Source organism: Agrococcus sp. Ld7 (genome assembly GCF_045064095.1).
Taxonomy (GTDB): domain Bacteria; phylum Actinomycetota; class Actinomycetes; order Actinomycetales; family Microbacteriaceae; genus Agrococcus.
In genome coordinates, this window is record NZ_JBISGY010000034.1 from 81,769 (window position 1) to 100,431 (window position 18,663).

The 18,663-nt window shown below is 69.3% G+C and carries 20 protein-coding genes and 2 tRNA genes; 19 read left to right on the forward strand and 3 right to left on the reverse strand.

Annotation, left to right across the window (positions count from 1 at the left end):
• The first annotated feature begins 28 nt into the window (after positions 1–28).
• The 14 genes from gnd (at position 29) to ACJJVL_RS11255 (ending at position 12,508) form a co-directional block, all read left to right on the forward strand.
• Positions 29–910, forward strand: a complete 882-nt coding sequence (gnd, locus tag ACJJVL_RS11190; protein ID WP_405218825.1) for a phosphogluconate dehydrogenase (NAD(+)-dependent, decarboxylating) — start codon at positions 29–31, stop codon at positions 908–910.
• Complete coding sequence (gene recF / locus ACJJVL_RS11195; RefSeq protein ID WP_405218744.1) at positions 911–2,005, forward strand: DNA replication/repair protein RecF; 1,095 nt, start codon at positions 911–913, stop codon at positions 2,003–2,005.
• Positions 1,998–2,492 carry a DUF721 domain-containing protein gene (locus tag ACJJVL_RS11200; protein WP_405218745.1) on the forward strand — a complete coding sequence of 165 codons (495 nt, stop codon included), beginning with the start codon at positions 1,998–2,000 and terminating at the stop codon, positions 2,490–2,492. Before recF ends, ACJJVL_RS11200 begins: the two co-directional genes overlap by 8 nt.
• A 66-nt stretch (positions 2,493–2,558) precedes the next feature.
• The gene (locus tag ACJJVL_RS11205) at positions 2,559–3,257 is read left to right on the forward strand and encodes a FadR/GntR family transcriptional regulator (protein WP_405218746.1); all 699 of its coding nucleotides are present in this window, start codon (positions 2,559–2,561) and stop codon (positions 3,255–3,257) included.
• A 16-nt stretch (positions 3,258–3,273) separates the two neighbouring features.
• Entirely contained in the window at positions 3,274–4,191 is a 918-nt protein-coding gene (locus ACJJVL_RS11210) for a four-carbon acid sugar kinase family protein (protein ID WP_405218747.1), read from the forward strand.
• Positions 4,143–4,682: a nucleotide-binding domain containing protein gene (locus ACJJVL_RS11215; protein ID WP_405218748.1), complete on the forward strand. Its 540-nt coding sequence runs from the start codon at positions 4,143–4,145 to the stop codon at positions 4,680–4,682. Before ACJJVL_RS11210 ends, ACJJVL_RS11215 begins: the two co-directional genes overlap by 49 nt.
• Before the next feature lie 306 nt (positions 4,683–4,988).
• The gene (gene gyrB / locus ACJJVL_RS11220) at positions 4,989–6,992 is read left to right on the forward strand and encodes a DNA topoisomerase (ATP-hydrolyzing) subunit B (protein WP_405218826.1); all 2,004 of its coding nucleotides are present in this window, start codon (positions 4,989–4,991) and stop codon (positions 6,990–6,992) included.
• A 108-nt stretch (positions 6,993–7,100) separates the two neighbouring features.
• Complete coding sequence (gene gyrA, locus ACJJVL_RS11225; RefSeq protein ID WP_405218749.1) at positions 7,101–9,725, forward strand: DNA gyrase subunit A; 2,625 nt, start codon at positions 7,101–7,103, stop codon at positions 9,723–9,725.
• Positions 9,722–10,129, forward strand: coding sequence for a DUF3566 domain-containing protein (locus ACJJVL_RS11230; RefSeq protein WP_405218750.1), 408 nt, complete (start codon positions 9,722–9,724; stop codon positions 10,127–10,129). Before gyrA ends, ACJJVL_RS11230 begins: the two co-directional genes overlap by 4 nt.
• A gap of 51 nt (positions 10,130–10,180) precedes the next feature.
• A tRNA-Ile gene (locus tag ACJJVL_RS11235) sits at positions 10,181–10,257 on the forward strand.
• Between the two features lie 28 nt (positions 10,258–10,285).
• Positions 10,286–10,358, forward strand: a tRNA-Ala gene (locus tag ACJJVL_RS11240).
• Between the two features lie 73 nt (positions 10,359–10,431).
• Entirely contained in the window at positions 10,432–11,823 is a 1,392-nt protein-coding gene (locus tag ACJJVL_RS11245; protein ID WP_405218751.1) for a threonine/serine exporter ThrE family protein, read from the forward strand.
• 62 nt (positions 11,824–11,885) lie between these two features.
• Positions 11,886–12,320 (forward strand): NUDIX hydrolase, encoded by a 435-nt coding sequence (locus ACJJVL_RS11250; protein WP_405218752.1) that lies wholly within the window; start codon positions 11,886–11,888, stop codon positions 12,318–12,320.
• 2 nt (positions 12,321–12,322) lie between these two features.
• The gene (locus ACJJVL_RS11255; RefSeq protein WP_405218753.1) at positions 12,323–12,508 is read left to right on the forward strand and encodes a hypothetical protein; all 186 of its coding nucleotides are present in this window, start codon (positions 12,323–12,325) and stop codon (positions 12,506–12,508) included.
• A gap of 108 nt (positions 12,509–12,616) precedes the next feature.
• Here ACJJVL_RS11255 and ACJJVL_RS11260 read toward each other — a convergent pair whose 3' ends face one another.
• A complete protein-coding gene (locus ACJJVL_RS11260) occupies positions 12,617–13,213 on the reverse strand; it encodes a hypothetical protein (RefSeq protein ID WP_405218754.1) in 597 nt (198 codons plus the stop codon).
• A gap of 142 nt (positions 13,214–13,355) precedes the next feature.
• On the opposite strand from ACJJVL_RS11260, the gene ACJJVL_RS11265 reads away from it, so the two are divergent.
• Entirely contained in the window at positions 13,356–13,895 is a 540-nt protein-coding gene (locus ACJJVL_RS11265; protein ID WP_405218755.1) for a peptidylprolyl isomerase, read from the forward strand.
• A gap of 7 nt (positions 13,896–13,902) precedes the next feature.
• Positions 13,903–14,769 carry a rhomboid family intramembrane serine protease gene (locus tag ACJJVL_RS11270; RefSeq protein WP_405218756.1) on the forward strand — a complete coding sequence of 289 codons (867 nt, stop codon included), beginning with the start codon at positions 13,903–13,905 and terminating at the stop codon, positions 14,767–14,769.
• A 54-nt stretch (positions 14,770–14,823) separates the two neighbouring features.
• Here the strand turns inward: ACJJVL_RS11270 and ACJJVL_RS11275 are convergent, their stop codons facing one another.
• Positions 14,824–15,087 (reverse strand): cell division protein CrgA, encoded by a 264-nt coding sequence (locus ACJJVL_RS11275; RefSeq protein WP_405218757.1) that lies wholly within the window; start codon positions 15,085–15,087, stop codon positions 14,824–14,826.
• Between the two features lie 39 nt (positions 15,088–15,126).
• Here ACJJVL_RS11275 and ACJJVL_RS11280 point away from each other — a divergent pair, with 39 nt between their 5' ends.
• Genes ACJJVL_RS11280 through ACJJVL_RS11290 form a run of 3 tightly spaced genes read left to right on the forward strand, consistent with a single transcriptional unit; the run spans position 15,127 to position 16,777 of the window.
• Positions 15,127–15,873, forward strand: a complete 747-nt coding sequence (locus tag ACJJVL_RS11280; RefSeq protein WP_405218758.1) for a class E sortase — start codon at positions 15,127–15,129, stop codon at positions 15,871–15,873.
• Positions 15,873–16,109 carry a hypothetical protein gene (locus tag ACJJVL_RS11285; protein ID WP_405218759.1) on the forward strand — a complete coding sequence of 79 codons (237 nt, stop codon included), beginning with the start codon at positions 15,873–15,875 and terminating at the stop codon, positions 16,107–16,109. Before ACJJVL_RS11280 ends, ACJJVL_RS11285 begins: the two co-directional genes overlap by 1 nt.
• On the forward strand, positions 16,106–16,777 hold the full coding sequence (locus ACJJVL_RS11290) for an anthranilate synthase component II (protein WP_405218760.1): 672 nt from the start codon (positions 16,106–16,108) through the stop codon (positions 16,775–16,777). The genes ACJJVL_RS11285 and ACJJVL_RS11290 overlap by 4 nt, the downstream gene beginning before the upstream one ends.
• 15 nt (positions 16,778–16,792) lie before the next feature.
• On the opposite strand, the gene pknB is transcribed toward ACJJVL_RS11290, so the two are convergent.
• A complete protein-coding gene (gene pknB / locus ACJJVL_RS11295) occupies positions 16,793–18,601 on the reverse strand; it encodes a Stk1 family PASTA domain-containing Ser/Thr kinase (protein ID WP_405218761.1) in 1,809 nt (602 codons plus the stop codon).
• Positions 18,602–18,663 lie beyond the last annotated feature (62 nt).

Genomic DNA, 18,663 nt, shown 5'->3' on the forward strand with positions numbered 1-18,663 from the left:
ATCCTGCGACGAGGGAGCACCCATGACGATGCACATCGGACTGATCGGCCTCGGCAAGATGGGCGGCAACATGCGCACACGTCTGGAGCGGGCGGGCATCGAGGTCACCGGGTACGACACCAACCCCGAGATCAGTGATGTCGCGACCGTCGACGAGCTGGTCGCCGCGCTGCCGACGCCGCGAATCGTCTGGGTGATGGTGCCCGCGGGTCCGATCACCGACGCGGTCATCACCGACCTGGGCGAACGGCTCGGGGAGGGCGATCTCGTCATCGATGGAGGCAACTCGCGCTTCACCGAGGACGAGGTCCACGCCGCACGTCTCGGCGAACGAGGTGTGCGGTTCGTCGACGCGGGAGTCTCCGGCGGCATCTGGGGCCTCGAGAACGGCTACGGCCTGATGGTCGGCGGTGCGAAGGCGGATGTCGAGGAGATCATGCCGGTCTTCGATGCCCTGCGCCCAGAGGGACCGCGCGAGGAGGGCTTCGTGCACGCGGGTCCGGTCGGCGCCGGGCACTACGTGAAGATGGTCCACAACGGCATCGAGTACGGCTTGATGCAGGCCTACGCCGAGGGCTTCGAGCTGCTCGAGCGCAAGGAGCTCGTGCACGACGTCGCGGGTTCGTTCAAGGCGTGGCAGCGCGGCACGGTCGTGCGCTCCTGGCTGCTGGACCTCATGGTGCGAGCGCTCGACGAGGACGACGATCTCTCGGAGATCGAGGGCTACGTCGACGACTCGGGCGAGGGTCGCTGGACGGTCGAGGAGGCGATCGCGAACGCGGTGCCGATGCCTGCGATCTCCGCATCGCTGTTCGCGCGGTTCGAGTCGCGACAGACGGACAGCCCCGCGATGAAGGCGGTCGCTGCACTGCGCAACCAGTTCGGCGGTCACGCGGTCAAGCAGGCATAGGTGCGTGTCAGTCGGCTGGCGCTCACCGACTTCCGCAACTATCGGAGTGCCGACGTCGAATTCGCTCCCGGGGCGAACCTGCTGGTCGGTCGCAACGGCCAGGGCAAGACCAACATGGTGGAGTCGGTGGTCTGGATCGCGACCGGATCCAGTCACCGCGTGCCGACCGATGTCGCCCTGATCAGAGCCGGTGAGCAGCAGGCGATCGTCCGCTGCACCGTCACGAACGACGAGCGCGCGTTCCAGCTCGACGTCGAGCTCAATCTGCGAGGTGCGAACCGCGCGCAGGCCAACGGGCAGAATGTGCGCATCCGGGATCTGCCCCGCTATCTGCAGGCGGTGCTCTTCAGTCCCGAGGATCTGCAGCTGGTGCGCTCCGATCCCGGCGGGAGGCGCAGATTCCTCGACGAGCTCGCCGTGATGCGCGCGCCCAGGATGGCGAGCGTGCACAGCGATCTGGATCGTGTGCTGAAGCAGCGCAACTCGCTGCTGAAGAGTGCCCGGGCGGCTCGCCTGCGGCCGGACGACCTCTCGACGCTGGAGGTGTGGGATGGCCGGCTGGTGCAGCTCGGACTCGAGGTGCTGCACACGCGTCGATCCCTGGTGTCGGAGCTCGCGCCCCACGTGGCAGCGGCGTACCGGCTGGTCGCGGGCGACGAGCACGAGGCGCGGATCAGTCTCGTCACCAACGTGCCGGAGACCGCCGAGGACTTCACCGCGCTCCTCGCACAGCGCCGCCGCGACGAGCTCGATCGTGGCGTGAGCCTGGTCGGGCCGCACCGCGACGACCTGGAGCTGCACCTGAACGATCTGCTCGCCAGGCACTACGCGAGCCACGGGGAGTCGTGGTCGTTCGCACTCGCGCTCCGGCTCGCGTCCGCAGAGCTGCTGCGCGATGGCTCCGGAGGAGACCCCGTGATGATCCTCGACGATGTGTTCGCCGAGCTCGATGCGGGTCGCCGCCAGCGCCTCGCCGAGGCGGCGGGCCGCTTCGAGCAGGTGCTCATCACCGCTGCGGTCGAGGATGATGTGCCTGCGGCACTGCGAGACCACCGGATCCGCATCGATGCGGGAATGGTCGTGACCGATGCGTGAGCTCGCAGCCACGGAACCGGAGCGTGTCTGGCTCCGGCTGAAGGCGAAGCTGGGAGACCCAGAGATGGTCTCGCGCGACGGGCGGCGACGGGCGAGGCGCGAACCGGGGGCCTCGCAGCCGTTCGGGAAGGGCAGAGACCCCCGTGGCATCGGGGACGTGCTCGCCGGCTTCGCGGACGATCGCGGCTGGACGGCGACGCTCGCCAGGGCGGATGTGATGGCGCACTGGCCCGAGCTGGTGGGAGCAGAGAACGCCACACGCACCGAGCCGATCGCCTTCGAGGAGGGGGTGCTCACGGTGCGCTGCGCGTCAACCGCGTGGACCCAGCAGATGCGCATCCTGCGTGCAGAGACCACCACCCGGATCCTCGCTCGCTTCCCTGAGTGCGGGCTCACCTCGGTGCGCTTCATCGGGCCCGACCTGCCCACCTTCCAGCGGGGGCGTCGCTCCGTTCCCGGCCGGGGACCGCGCGACACCTGGGGCTGAGGGCCGACGAATCGTGGATGGACGGCCGGCGGCTACGCTGTCAGATACCTGCCTCGAGGAGGAGACATGCCAAGGCCATCGCGCACCCAGGACGCGGTCGATCAGTTGCTGGACGCCATCATCGCCGGCACGCTCACGGCCGGGGAGCCCCTGCCGCCCGAGGGAGAGCTGGCCGTCGACTTCGGCGTGTCCCGCCTGACGATGCGCGAGGCGGTGCGGCTGCTGCAGGCGCAGGGCGTGATCGTGCAGGTGCCCGGCAGTCGCCATCGGATCGCGCCGGTGGCGCAGTGGACGGGGATGGACGCGGTGGTGCGGCACGCGCGAAGCGCCGGTCAGCGGCGCACCTCATCGCTGGAGCTGCTCGAGGTGCGCATGATGATCGAGACAGGTGCCGCGCAGCTCGCGGCCGAGCGGCGCACCGACGAGCACCTGGCGACGCTCGACGACGCACTGGAACGCATGCAGCACCACCACGCTGCGGCAGAGATCGATGCCTTCGTGGCAGCCGATCTGGAATTTCACGACACCGTGCTGCACGCAGCCGACAACCGCATCCTCATCGCGGCACTCCTGCCGCTCACGTCGATCCTCACCGAGACGCGCGGTGAGACGAGCGCTGTCCCCGAGATCCGCTCGCACGCGATCGATGAGCACCAGGGCGTGCTGGATGCCGTCCGCCGCAGCGATCCCGAGGCTGCGCGCGCCGCCATGGCCCGACACATGGTGCAGACCCGCGAGGACCTGCTCGCGCTCGTGCTCGACTGACGGTCCGGTTCGGCATATGCACGTGCGCATCGATGATCTGCTGGCCGAGCTGCCGGCACCGCTCACCATTGCAGCCGCGGAGGTTGCGGCGGCGCGAAGCGATGACCTCGTGGTCGTCGTGCTCGATGATGACCCCACGGGAACGCAGTCGGTCGAGGCACTGCCCGTGCTCACCCGCTGGGAGCCCGCGGATCTGGACTGGGCGTTCGCGCAGCGCGCTCCCGCGGTGTACGTGCTCACGAACACTCGCGCGCTGGGTGCGGATGCTGCGGCAGCGCGGAATCGGGATGTCGTGGCGACCGCGACGGCCGCGGCCGAACGAGCCGGCGTGCGCCTCTCGTTCGTCAGCCGCGGCGATTCGACCCTGCGCGGCCACTTCCCGCTCGAGACCGACGTCCTGCGCGAGGCGATCGCCGAGCAGCGCGGAACCGCACCACAGCTCACGATGCTGGTGCCCGCGTTCCCGGATGCGGGGCGCATCACGGTCGACGGCGTGCACTACTGGGTGGTCGATGGCGAGGCGACGCCCGTCGGTGCCACGCCCTTCGCCGCCGACGCGACGTTCGGCTACCGATCGTCCGACCTGCGCGAGTGGGTGGAGGAGAAGACCGCCGGCCGTGTGCGGCGCGACGACGTAGCCGCGCTGACGCTCTCGATCATCCGAGCCGGCACCGATGCCGTCGTGTCGTTCCTGCGGGCTCTGCCGGCGGGAACGGTCGTCGTCGTCGACGCGGTCGACGAGCACGACATGCGCCAGGTGGCACTGGCGCTCCACGCCCTCGATCGCGAAGGCATCGCGGCCCTGCTGCGCATCGGTCCCCCTACCTGCGCGCACACATCGGCCAGGAGATCGCCGAGCCTGTCACTGCGGAGCGCATCGAGTTCGTGCACGAGCGCGGCGGTCTCATCGTGGTGGGCAGCCACGTCCCACTGACGACCGCGCAGCTCGACGCGCTCATCATCGACCGGCCGGGCACGGTCACGATCGAGCTCGATGTCCGTGCGCTGATCGACCACCGACGCGACGAGCACCTCGCGGCGCAGGCGGATGCGGCGGCGCGCGCGATCGAATCGGGCTCCGTGATCGTCCACACGAGTCGTGCGCTCGTCACGGGGCGGAACGGCGACGAGAGCCTCGAGATCGCGCGCCGGGTGTCGGCCGGGATCGTCGAGCTCGTCGCACGCGTGCTCGAGATCGCGCCACCTCGCTTCGCGATCGCGAAGGGCGGGATCACCTCCAGCGACATCGCGTCGGCAGCGCTGAGGATCCACCGCGCGCGGGTCGTCGGCCCCATGCTGCCGGGCATCGTCTCGCTCTGGCAGCCCCAGGATGGCCCTGCGATCGGTATCCCGTTCGTGGTCTTCGCGGGCAACGTCGGAGACACGGCGTCGCTCGCGCGCGTCGTCCGCACGCTGAGCCGCTGACCCCTCGCATCCCGGCGAGCGCATCCGTGCTGCTCCTGCCGGGGGATGGATGCCGTTTCTGAGCGGCCCCGTGCAGGCCTGTGGAGGCCTGCTGCACCCCGGAACGGCATCGAAGCAGGGTTTCCTGTCGTCGTGCCCCCTGATCGTGGCTTAGACGCGCGTTGGAGACTGACGAAGACGCGGAAACAGGCTAGAATCGGAGGGTTGCGCCGTCCCGGGTGGATGGCGCGGAAGGCGGATGCGACACCCATGGCGAACGAGCACGACGCACAGCCCGGAGAGCCGGCGACCGAGTCCACCGAGGCGATGCAGGCCCGGCTGGCACCGACCCCCCAGCAGGGCGATTACGGCGCGGACCAGATCCAGATCCTCGAGGGACTGGAGGCGGTGCGGAAGCGCCCCGGCATGTACATCGGCTCGACCGGGCCGCGCGGGCTGCACCACCTGGTCTATGAGATCGTCGACAACGCGGTCGACGAGGCCCTGGCCGGCCACTGCGACAACATCGAGGTCACGATCCTGGCCGACGGCGGCCTCCGCGTGAGCGACAACGGCCGCGGCATCCCGGTCGATCCCCACTCCTCGGACCCGTCGAAGTCGACCCTCGAGGTCGTCCTCACGGTGCTCCACGCCGGCGGCAAGTTCGGCGGTGGCGGCTACGCGGTCTCCGGCGGACTCCACGGCGTCGGCAGCTCGGTCGTGAATGCGCTCTCGTCGCGCATGGATGTCGTGATCCACCGGCAGGGCCACGTGCATCGCCAGTCGTTCGAGGTCGGCGAGCCCGTCGGCCCCCTGCAGACGGGTGAGGCGACCGACTCGACCGGCACGCTCATCACCTTCTGGCCGAGCACCGACATCTTCGAGACCGTGGAGTTCGACTACGAGACGCTCGCGAAGCGATTCCAGCAGATGGCCTTCCTGAACAAGGGCCTGCGCATCGCGATCGAGGACCTGCGTCCCGAATCGCTCATCAAGCCGGACGGCGACGACAGCGCCGAGGCCGAGCATCGCGCCGACGCCTACCTGTACGAGCAGGGGCTGAAGGACTACGTCGCCTACCTGAACGAGTCGAAGAAGTCGGAGCCGGTGCACGACGAGATCATCGACTTCGAGTCGGAGGACCCCGAGCGACGCATCTCGGTCGAGATCGCCATGCAGTGGACGAGCTCCTACCAGGAGGCCGTCTACACCTACGCGAACACGATCAACACGCACGAGGGCGGCACCCACGAGGAGGGCTTCCGCGCGGCGCTCACCACGCTCGTGAACCGCTACGCCCGCAGCACGAACCTGCTGAAAGAAAAAGAGGAGAACCTCTCCGGCGACGATGTGCGCGAGGGCCTCACCGCCATCGTCTCGGTGAAGCTCGGCGAGCCGCAGTTCGAGGGCCAGACGAAGACCAAGCTCGGCAACACCGAGGCGAAGTCATTCGTGCAGAAGGTCACCGGCGAGGAGCTCGGCCACTGGTTCGAGTCGAACCCCGTGATGGCGAAGGAGATCGTCCGCAAGGCGATCGGCGCTGCCACCGCTCGCATCGCCGCGCGGAAGGCGCGCGAGCAGACGCGCCGCAAGGGCCTGCTGGAATCGGCCGGCATGCCCGGCAAGCTCAAGGACAACCAGTCGAAGGATCCGACCATCTCGGAGATCTTCATCGTGGAGGGCAACTCGGCAGGCGGCTCGGCCGTGCAGGGGCGCAACCCCTACACGCAGGCGATCCTGCCGCTGCGTGGGAAGGTGCTCAACGTCGAGAAGGCGAGGCTCGACCGGGCGCTCGGCAACGCAGAGATCCAGTCGATGATCACGGCGTTCGGCGCAGGGCTGGGGGAGGACTTCAACCCCGAGAAGGCCAGGTACCACAAGATCGTGCTCATGGCCGATGCCGATGTCGACGGCCAGCACATCACGACGCTGCTGCTGACGCTGCTGTTCCGCTACATGCGGCCGCTCATCGACATGGGCTACGTCTACCTGGCGGCACCGCCGCTCTACAAGATCAAGTGGACGAATGCCGACCACGAGTACGCCTTCAGCGACCGGCAGCGCGACGAGATGATCGAGGCCGGCCAGGCTGGCGGCAAGCGCATCCCCAAGGACAACGGCGTGCAGCGCTACAAGGGCCTGGGCGAGATGAACTACTCGGAGCTGTGGGAGACCACCATGGATCCAGAGACGCGCACCCTGAAGCAGGTGACCCTGGACGACGCGGCCGTCGCCGATGCGATCTTCTCCACCCTCATGGGGGAGGACGTCGAGGCCCGCCGCACGTTCATCCAGAAGAACGCCCGCGACGTCCGCTTCCTGGATATTTGATGCTGCAGCACGCAATGCGACGAAGGCGCGTTGCGCGCGGAAGCAGCAAGGTCGAGGAGCGCGCTGCCGCAGGCGGCACGCCGCCGAGACCCTGAGTGAGAGAGACCGATGACTGACGAGACGACTCCTGCGGCCGAGCCCTTCGACCGCGACGCCCCCAACCACGGCGCGATCGAGCAGGTCGACCTGCAGCTCGAGATGCAGCGCTCCTACCTCGACTACGCGATGAGCGTGATCGTGGGCCGCGCGCTGCCGGAGGTGCGCGACGGCATGAAGCCCGTGCACCGCCGCGTGATCTACGCGATGTACGACGGCGGCTACCGCCCCGACAAGGCCTACTCCAAGTGCTCGCGCGTCGTCGGCGACGTCATGGGGCAGTTCCACCCGCACGGCGACACGGCGATCTACGACGCCCTCGTGCGACTCGTCCAGCCCTGGAGCCTGCGCTACCCGCTCGCGCTCGGCCAGGGCAACTTCGGCTCTGCCGGTGACGACGAGGCCGCCGCCCCGCGATACACCGAGACGAAGATGTCGCCGCTGTCGCTGGAGATGGTGCGCGACATCGACGAGAACACCGTCGACTTCCAGGACAACTACGACGGCCGCACGCAGGAGCCCGCCGTGCTGCCGGCCCGCTTCCCGAACCTGCTCGTCAACGGCTCTGTGGGCATCGCGGTCGGCATGGCCACGAACATCCCCCCGCACAACCTGCGCGAGGTGGCAGACGGCGCCATCTGGCACCTGCAGCACCCCGACGCCTCGCGCGAGGAGCTGCAGGATGCGCTCATCGAGCGCATCAAGGGCCCGGACTTCCCGACCGGCGCGCAGATCCTCGGCACGAAGGGCATTCAGGAGGCGTACCGCACCGGCCGCGGCTCGATCACGATGCGCGCGGTCGTGACGGTCGAAGAGGTGAACAACCGCACGGCGCTCGTGATCACCGAGCTGCCGTACCAGGTGAACCCCGACAACCTCGCGCGCAAGATCGCCGACCTGGTGAAGGACGGCCGGCTCTCGGGCATCGCCGACATCGAGGATCAGACCTCCGGCCGCACCGGCCAGCGCCTCGTCATCACGCTCAAGCGCGACGCGGTGCCGAAGGTCGTGCTGAACAACCTCTACAAGCACACGCAGCTGCAGGAGAACTTCGGCGCGAACATGCTGGCGATCGTGGACGGCGTGCCGCGCACGCTGCCGATCGACGGCTTCATCCTGCACTGGGCCGACCACCAGGTCGAGGTCATCGTGCGGCGCACGGAGTTCCGCCTCGCCAAGGCGCAGGAGCGGATGCACATCCTCACCGGCTACCTCAAGGCGCTCGACGCGCTTGACGAGGTGATCGCGCTCATCCGCCGCTCCGCGACGACCGAGGCCGCGCGCGAGGGACTGATGGAGCTGCTGGAGCTCGACCGGGCGCAGGCCGAGGCCATCCTCGAGATGCAGCTGCGCCGCCTGGCAGCGCTCGAGCGTCAGAAGATCCAGGATGAGGCGACCGAGCTGGCGCTGAAGATCACCGACTACCAGGGCATCATCGCCAGCCCCGAGCGCCAGCGCACCATCATCGTGGACGAGCTGAGCGAGCTGGTGGCGAAGTTCGGCGACGACCGCCGCACCGAGATCATGTATGGCTACGGCGGCGACGTCTCGATCGAGGACCTCATCCCCGAGGAGCAGATGGTCGTGAGTCTCACGACCGGCGGCTACATCAAGCGCACCCGCATCGACCAGTACCGCGCGCAGCATCGCGGGGGCAAGGGCGTGAAGGGCGCACAGCTGCGCAGCGACGACGTGGTCGAGCACTTCAGCGTCAACTCGACGCACGACTGGATGCTCTTCTTCACCAACTTCGGCCGGGTCTACCGCATGAAGGGCTACGAGATCGCCGAGGCCGGCCGGGACGCGAAGGGTCAGCACGTCGCGAACCTGCTGGCGTTCCAGCCGGATGAGCGCGTGCAGACCGTGCTCACGCTGCGCGACTACCAGCAGGCCGAGTACCTCGTGCTCGCCACGCAGCAGGGGCAGGTCAAGAAGACGAAGCTCGAGCTGTACGACACGAACCGCACGGGTGGCATCATCGCCATCAACCTCGCCGACGACGACTGCCTGATCTCGGCGATGCTCGCGAACTCGGACGACGAGATCCTGGTGATCTCGACGCAGGGTCGCGCCGCGCGCTTCCAGGCGACCGACGAGGCGCTGCGGCCGATGGGCCGCGCGACCGGCGGCGTGCGCGGCATCCGACTGCGTGATGGTGACAAGGCGCTCGGCGCCATGGTGATCGGGGACGAGGGCTACGTGTTCGTCGTCACCGAGCAGGGCTTCGGCAAGAAGACGGCCGTGGCCGACTACCCGACGAAGGGCCGCGGCACGCAGGGCGTGCTGACGTTCTCCTCCGGCGGTCACGACCGCGGGGCGCTCGTGGGAGCCACGATCGTGCAGGACGGCGACGAGCTGCTGCTCATCCGCACCTCCGGGAAGGTCATCCGCTCGCACGTCGACGAGGTGCGCGCCACCGGGCGCACCACAATGGGGGTGCAGTTCGCGGAGCGCTCCGAGACCGACCTCGTCATCCAGATCGCGCGCAACGTCGAGGAGGAGGAGGTCGTCGAGGCCGCCGCCGAGGCGGAGGGCGATGGCGCTATCGTTGACGCCACGGACGACGCTCTGGCGTCGGACGACACCGCGTCGGACGACACCGCTGCGGACGACACACCCGAGGAGAACGACGCATGAGCATTGCCGAGAAGCTGCAGAGCAAGACGCCTCGACGCAGCGGATCGAACAAGCAGGTGCGGCTGCGCCTCGTGCACGTCGACTTCTGGTCGGCGATGAAGGTCTCCGCCGTGCTCGGGCTCGTGCTCGGCATCGTGCAGCTCGTGGTCGTGTTCGTCATGTGGACGCTGCTGCAGGTCGTCGGGCTCTTCGCCAAGCTCGACGAGGTGCTGCGGGACATCCTCGCGCAGCCCGACTTCGCGATCGCGTCGATCCTCTCGCTGCCGCAGGTGATGATGTTCTCGCTGCTGGTCGCGGTGCTCAACTTCGTCGTCATCACGGTGATGGGCGCGGTCATCGCGGTGCTCTACAACCTCTCGGTGCGCGTCACCGGGGGACTGCAGGTGGGCTACGCGAACCAGTGACCGCGTGTTCCCGGGCACCGCGTCGACATGGTAGCGTTGATGCTTGTGCTTGGGGCTATAGCTCAGGCGGTTAGAGCGCTTCGCTGATAACGAAGAGGTCCCTGGTTCGAGTCCAGGTAGCCCCACCAAGTACACTTCCTGAGGCACATGTGCCACGGGGCCTTAGCTCAGTTGGTAGAGCGCCTGCTTTGCAAGCAGGATGTCGGGAGTTCGATTCTCCCAGGCTCCACAGTTCGGTGAGAGAGCCCCACTTCGGTGGGGCTCTTTCTCGCTGTCGCACGCGAAATGCCAGGATGGACGGAATGGACAGGCGCAAGGATTGGCGGCAGCGGATCGTCGGGGCGATCCGCACGGACGCCGCATCACGGCCGATGACCGAGGCCATCCTCACCATCGACGAGGTGTATGCCCGCAAGGTCATCGACCTCGCGATGCGCATCGCTGAGCTGCTCACCTCGGTGGGCGCCTCCGCCAACGACGTCGCCCTCGCCACCATCCGCGTCACGGGTTCGCTCGGCATCCGCCCCGTGCATGTCGACGTGACCTACAACTCCATCGGCGTCTCCTACCACCGCTACGAGACCGATGTGCCCATCACGCTGCTGCGCGTGGTGAACGCGCCGGTCCCGGACCATTCGAAGCTGCAGCAGCTGCAGGCGCTCGTGGCGGAGATCGAGGCGGGGCTGGAGCTCGAGCAGGCGCGCGTGCGATTCCACGCGATCCGGCGGCTGCCGTTCATGTACCGGCCAGCGATCATCGTGCTCGCCCAGGGTGCCCTTTCGGTGGGCGTCGCATTGCTCTTCGGCGCATCGTGGATCATCACCGTGGTGGCGTTCCTCGCGGCGTGCGGGGCGGCGATGGCGCAGCGGCTCATGTCTCGCATCCGCATGCCGTTCTTCTTCTCCCAGATCGTCGGAGCCTTCGTCGTCACGGCGGTGGCCGCGGGCACGAGTCGACTCGCGCAGCTCGGGGTGCCGCTGCTGGAGGATGCGCGGCCCTCGATCATCGTCGCCGCGGGCATCGTGCTCATGCTCGCGGGCATGTCGGTGGTGGGAGCGGCGCAGGATGCCATCGACGGCTTCGCGCTCACCGCGGGCGGACGCATCCTCGACCTGGCCCTGCTGACGCTGGGCGTCGTGATCGGCATCGTCGGCGGCCTGTGGGTGGCACGGGCGCTCGGCATGGGATTCGTGGTCTCGAGCGATGCGACCGCGCTCGGCGCGCTGCCCGTGCAGTTCTTCGGGGTGCTCGTCGTCGCCGTTGCGGTGGCGGTGTGGAACGGCGCGGGCCTGCGCACGATCCTCGTGAGCGCCGTGCTCGGCAGCATCGCGTGGGCCGGCTACTCCGCCAGCGCGGCCGCGGGCCTCGAGGTCGCGGTCGCGAGCGCCATCGGCGCGCTGGTCGCGAGCTTCATCGGCATCCTCGTCGCGCACCGCCTGCACGTGCCCTCCATCGCGGTCGCGACGGCGGCGATCGTGCCGATGGTGCCCGGCTCCGCGGTGTTCCGGGGGCTGCTGGAGCTCGTGGAGTCGGATGGCGGCACCGAGGGCCTGGTGCTCGGGGTCGCGACGCTGATCGGCGCTGGGACGATCGGCATCGCGCTCGCAGCTGGCTCGTCGCTCGGGCTGTTCCTCGGCGCGCCGCTGCGCGACACCGTGCAGAGCCGCGTGCGCGCGCGCGGCCGCATCCGCTGACGCGGTCGCCGGTGGTTCGGATCCGGGGGAGCGCTCCGCCCCGCCACGCCTAGACTGGGGCGATGCGCATGCGTGTGGCCGCCTACGCCCTTATCACGAGGGGCGATGGCGACGAGCGCGAGATCCTGCTGCCGCACTGGAACGAGAGCGGGATGAGCGGCTGGACGCTGCCGGGCGGCGGCCTTGAGCCGGGCGAGCATCCGGCCGACGGCGCCGTGCGGGAGGTCAAGGAGGAGACGGGCTACGACGTGCGCCTCGTGAGCCTGCTGGGCGTCGACTCCGCGCAGCTGCCCTCGAGCGGTCGCGGTGATCGGCTGCAGGCGCTGCGCATCCTCTACCGCGCGGAGATCGTCGATGGCCGGATGACGGCCGAGGCCGATGGGTCGACGGATGATGTGGCGTGGCACCGGCTGGCCGATGTGCCCGCGCTCCGCCACGTGCACGCGGTCGACTGGGCGATCCGTCACCTCGACGACGCGGGAAGCCCGCTGCGCTGACGATGCATCCCCTCATCCCCATCGGTCTCATGCTCATGGTCGCGAGCCTCGTCGTGAGCGGGTACGACATCTTCCGCACCATCCGCGAGGGTCGCGAGCCGGAGCGCCGGCTGCGCTCGTTCCTCATTTCGGCGGCGCTGCTGATCGGGGGCGGGATCCTCGTCATCATCGGGCTCGTGCAGGGCTGAGCGGGCCGCTGCGGCCTGGCCGCACCAAGCCACGGGCGTGGTCGGACCAGCCCGGCACGACGAAGGGGCCCCACCTCTCGGCGGAGCCCCCTGCGTCAGTCGTCCCGGTCAGGCCTGCGGCGCACCGGCCTCGGGGCCGTCAGCGAGGCCACCAGCACTCTGGTCGGTCGAGCGCGGAGCGTCGATCGCCGAGTCGTCGGCGTCCGGGATCCAGAGGTCGTCATCGGCTCGCAGCGTCTGCCACGCGGCGTAGGCGGCGCCTGCAACGGCGACCGCACCGACCCCGATCAGGATCCACTGCACGGCGTTCGGTCCCGAACGCGCAGACCGCGACGGCGAGATCTCCGGCACGGTCGCGTACTGGCGCACGCTCTTGATCGCATCCTTCACGCGGTCATCCTTGGCGACCTGCGCCATGGCGGCGAACGAGCCCAGACCGCCGGCGATCGCGGGAACGACGCTGCGGTTCCAGCCCCTGGTCGCCTTCGAGAGGGTGTCGCGGCCAGCGTCGACGGTGCGGTGCACCGCTCGCTCGGCGCTCGGGATGAGCGACTCGTTGCTGTAGGCGCGGGCCTGGTCGGTGGCCTGGCGGGCGATCTCAGCGGCGTGCTGGCTCACGACGCGCTGCTCAGCCCAGAGCTTGTCAGCCTTCTTGCGGAGCTTCTTGATCTCCTTGGCGCGCTTGCGCGAGAGTTCGAGTGACATATCTGTCCTTCCGTGGTCGAAGCCTGGGCGCCATCTTTGCAGGTTTTTCTGAGACCGTCACCCAGCGTCCGTCGATTCCGCTGTGCACGAACCGGTCGTCGCCGGCCGGGTCGGGGCGGTGCGCCTGTGGGATGATCGAGCCATGGCTCATCACACTGCTGTCGCAACGATCCGCACGAATCTCGGCGAGATCAAGGTCAATCTCCTCGGCGACCATGCCCCCACGACCGTCAAGAACTTCACCGACCTCGCGACCGGCGCGCGGGAGTGGACGCACCCGAAGACGGGTGAGACGTCCACCGCGCCGCTCTACGACGGCGTCATCTTCCACCGCATCATCCCCGACTTCATGATCCAGGGCGGCGACCCGCTCGGACAGGGCGTCGGCGGCCCCGGCTACAACTTCGATGACGAGATCCACCCCGACCTCACCTTCAACGCCCCCTATGTGCTCGCAATGGCGAACGCGGGCAAGGTCGCGGGCCGCGGCACGAACGGATCCCAGTTCTTCATCACCACGATTCCCACGCCGTGGCTGCAGGGCAAGCACACCATCTTCGGCCTCGTCGAGGACGAGGCATCGCAGCGCGTGGTCGACGCGATCCAGGCCGTGGCGACCGATGGCCGCGACAAGCCGCTCGAGGACGTCGTCATCGAGACCGTCGAGATCGCACAGGCCTGATCCTCCCGTGACAGCAGCCGCATCCTCCGATCGGTGCTACCGACACCCCGATCGGGTCAGCTGGGTGCTGTGCTCGCGCTGCGGGCGCACGATCTGCGGCGAGTGCCAGCAGCAGGCGCCGGTCGGCGTGCGCTGCCCCGACTGCGTGCGCGAGCTCGCTCAGGAGCAGCGCACGCTGCAGCGCGAGACCCGCGTCGCAAGCGGTGCGCCGCGCACGGCGGTGGGCAGGCGGACGCGACAGTGGCTCGCGCAGCCCGCGCCCGTCACGATCGCGATCGTCGCGGTCACGGCGCTCGTCGGCGTGCTGCAGCTGCTGCCGGGTGACCTGACGAGCTCGCTGCTGTTCTTCCTGGGGTACTCGCTCGTCGAGCCGTGGCGCTTCGTCACCTACGCGCTCGTGCACGCGGGCGTGCTGCACTTCGCCTTCAACATGATCGTGCTGTGGATGGTCGGCCCGACCATCGAGCAGAGGATCGGCAAGCTGCCCTTCCTCGCCGCCTACGTGGTCAGTGCTGCGGGCGCCGCTGTGGCGGTCGCGTGGCTGACGCCCACGACGGCGGTGGTGGGCGCCTCCGGAGCGATCTACGCGCTGTTCGGCATGATGATCGGCATGCAGCGGATGGTCGGGCGCGTGCAGCCCGCGCTGCTCCTGATCGTCGGTGTGAACCTGGCCATCACGTTCCTCTTCGGCGGCATCTCGTGGCCGGCGCACGTGGGCGGCCTCGTGATCGGCCTCGCGCTCGGCTTCGGGATCGGCCTCGTGCACAAGCGCATGCGCGGGGATCAGGCTGGCAAGGCTGCGTGGCTCGTCATCGGCGGGGTCGCGATCGTCCTGGCGCTGCTGTTCTGGTTGCGGATCGCCCTCATCCTCTGAGCGTTATCCACAGTTCTCTCCACAGCTGGGGAGAACTACACCGATGTCATTCGGTCATTTCCACTTCGTGGTCATGATGAAGCCCACGAACATGACGGCGAAGCCGATGACGATGTTCCAGGCGCCCAGCGCTGCGATCGGCAGCGTCTGCAGCGAGATGTAGTAGACGATGACCCACAGGAACCCGACGATCATGAAGCCGAACATGACGGGCTTGAACCACGCGGGGTTCTGCTGCTGGTCGTGGGCACTGCGCTCGCGGGTCTGCTTGGACTTCGCTGCCGACGCCTTCTCGACCGACTTCTCGCTGGGGCTCATGCATGCCATGGTAATGCAGGCGAGCCCTAGGATTGTGCTGTGGCCGGGCAGCAGCGAGAACGCCGGCGCCGACCGCGGCGTCGCGCCACGGTCGCGAGCGTGCTCGGCGAGCTGCTCCTGACCGTCGGGGTGCTCGCCCTGGGCTACGCGGGCTGGCACCTGTGGCTCGCCGACGGGGTGCTCGGTCAGCAGCAGCACGACGCGGCGCGCGACTTCGCGGCCGACCTCGGGCCGATGCACGTCGCCGCCTCCGATGCGCCGCTGCGCACCGACGAGGCGCCTGTCGGTGCGGCACCGGGCGAGACCGAGTCGTTCGCGGTCATGTACATCCCGCGCCTCGGCGAGTTCGAGCGCACGGTCGGGCAGGGCACGAGCCGGCTCGTGCTCGATTCGCTGGAGCAGGGACTCGCGCACTACGCCGACTCCGCGATGCCCGGGGAACGCGGCAACTTCGCCGTCGCCGGCCATCGCAACGGCCAGGGCGGGCCGTTCACGCAGCTGGACGAGCTGCGTGTGGGCGACCGCATCACCGTGCAGACGGCAGACGCATGGTACGTCTACGAGTTCCGCAACCATGAGTACGTGCCGCCCACGAGCGTCGGCGTCGTCGCGCCCGTGCCGCAGCAGCCGCAGACGCCCGCCGACGGCCACTACCTGACGCTGACGACCTGCAACCCAGAGTGGTCGGCTGAGGGGCGGCTGATCGCCTACGCCACGCTCGTCGGCTGGCAGAGCATCGATGCGGGCATGCCTGCCGAGCTCGCCGCGTCGCTCGGGAGCGCCTGATGTCCGCAGCGATCTGGCGCGCGCTGCCGGGGCCGTGGCCCCTCCGGCTCCTCGTCGCCGTGGCGCTCGTCGCGGGCGCCGCGTACCTGCTCGTCTTCCACGTGTATCCGTGGATCATGCAGGAGTGGTTCCCGACGCCGGACCCGGTGCTCGACGCTGCCATCGCCTCGCCCGCGCCGCACCTCCCTGCGTCGTCCCCATCCATGCTGCCCGCTTCCACAGAGGACCTCCCATGACCCGAATCCTGGTCGTCGACAACTTCGACTCCTTCGTCTACACGCTCGCCGGCTACCTGCAGGAGCTCGGCGCGGAGGTCGAGGTGATGCGCAACGACCGGGTCGACGCCGCGACGATCGGGGAGTGGGATGCCGTGCTGCTCTCACCCGGCCCCGGCGCACCCGCCGATGCCGGGGTCTCGATCCCGATGGTGCACGCGGCGATCGAGAGCCGCACACCGCTGCTGGGCGTCTGCCTGGGCCATCAGGCGATCGCCGAGGCGCTCGGCGGGGTCGTCACGCATGCCCCGGAGCTGATGCACGGCAAGACCAGCCGAGTCGAGCACGACGGCACCACCGTCTTCGCGGGGCTTCCGAGCCCGCTGACCGCGACCAGGTACCACTCGCTCGCGGTCGTCGACGGCACCGTGCCGGCGCAGCTGCGCGTCACGGCGCGCACGGTGCCCGACGCGCCCGACACGGAGCGCGCGGGCGTGATCATGGCCGTCGAGCACCGCGACGCGCCCGTCTGGGGCGTGCAGTTCCACCCCGAGTCGGTGCTCACCGAGGGTGGGTACCGGATGCTCGGGAACTGGCTCGAGGCCGCGGGCCTCCCCGGCGCCGCCGCGCGTGCGATGGGGCGCGCCCCGCTCGTGACGCTGGCACCGCCGCCGGATCACGTCGCCTGACGCCCCGAGCGCCTCTCAGCCTTCGTCGTCGCCGCCGCCATCGCCAGGCGGGCTCGGCTCAGGCTCCGGCTCGGGCTCAGGCTCCGGGTCCGGGTTCGACGGCGGTGCCGGTGCGGGAGCCGGTCGAGGCGGGGGTGGTGGCTGGCCGTTGCAGTAGAGCAGCGTGATGGTGCTGCCCTGCGGATGATCGCCCGGGGGCAGCGACTGCTCGACGACGTCGCCGCCCATGCAGCGCAGCGTGTACCGCCGCTCGACCGTGAGGCCGAGCTCCTGCATCTCGGTCGCGGCCGCGGCGATCGGTCGCCCGATCACATCGCCGACGGTCACGAGTCCATTGGAGAGCACCAGGTCGATGCTGTCACCCTGCGAGACATCAGTGCCGGCACTGGGATCGGTGCTGATCACGAGATCGGCGGCCACCGTCTGCGACGTGGACCGCGTCACCTCGCCCACCGTGTACCCCGCAGCTTCGAGCGCCTGGCGCGCCTGCGCCTCGGTGAGGTTCGCGACGCTCATGAGCGGTGCCGGCGGTGGTCCGTTCGAGACCACGAGCGTGACGGCGGAGCCCGGTGCGATGTTGATGCCCGCTTCTGGCTCGGTGCGCAGCACGGTGCCGGAGGGTGCCGCGTCGATCGTGCGCCGCACCTCGGCGACCAGGTCGGCCTGCTCGACAGCGGCGACCGCGGGATCCTCCTGCATGCCGACGACCTCTGGAACGGGCGTCGACAGGCCGGCGATCGGCAGGTTGCCGATGCTGAACGCCCAGACCCCGGCGCCGACGACGAGCAGGGCGATGAGCGCCACCGCGCCGACCAACCAGGCCACGTGCGGGGCGCGCTCGCGCGTCGCGATCGCGGTGGTCTCCGGTTCCGGCTCGTCGGCGGCGAGCGCGGCGAACATCGTCGTCGCCGCTCCGATCTCGGTTGGCGCGGTCACGGGCTTGGCGAACGGCTCGAGCACGCCGGCCAGCGCGTCGTCGAGCGACTGCTTGAACTCCGTGGCCGTCTGGAAGCGGTCGTCGCGCGGCTTGCGGAGCGCCTTGGCGACCACCGAGTCCATCTCCGGGGTGATGCCCGGAGTGACGGACGACGGGGTCGGCGCCTCCTGGGCGACGTGCTGGTACGCGACGCCCACCGCGGTGTCCGCCTCGAACGGCGGCTTGCCCGTGAGCAGCTCGAAGAGCATGACGCCCGTCGAGTAGAGGTCGGTGCGGGCATCGACCGACTCTCCGCGAGCCTGCTCGGGTGAGAAGTAGCCGGCGGTGCCGAGGATCGTGCCGGTCTGGGCGACGTTGGCGCTCGTCTCGCTCACGGCACGCGCGATGCCGAAGTCCATCACCTTGATCTGTCCGCCCGGCGTGACCATGACGTTGCCGGGCTTGATGTCGCGATGCACGATGCCGGAGCGATGCGAGTACTCGAGCGCGGTCAGGATGCCCTTGGTGATGCGGACGGCCTCCGCCTCCGGCAGTGGACCCTCCGCGATGATGTCCTGCACCATCCGGCCGTCGACGTACTCCATCACGATGTACGGCACGGCGGCGGGCTCGCCCTCCGCGTCGACGGCCGGCTCCTCGCCGGCGTCGAACACCCGCACGACCGTGGGGTGCGACATCCGCGCCGCCGACTGCGCCTCCTGCCGGAAGCGCGTGCGGAACTCCGGATCCTTCGAGAGATCGGGCTTCAGCAGCTTGACGGCCACCTGGCGATCGAGCCGGGTGTCGCGCGCCAGGTGCACCTCTGCCATGCCGCCCTGCCCGATGAGATCGCCGATCTCATACCGGTCGCCGAGCGTGCGCAACGACGCGATGATGCTGTCGGTCATCGTTGCTCCTCCGCTCGTGCCTTGGTCCTGGGGCGCCCCGGCTCGCGCAGGGATCGGTCGAT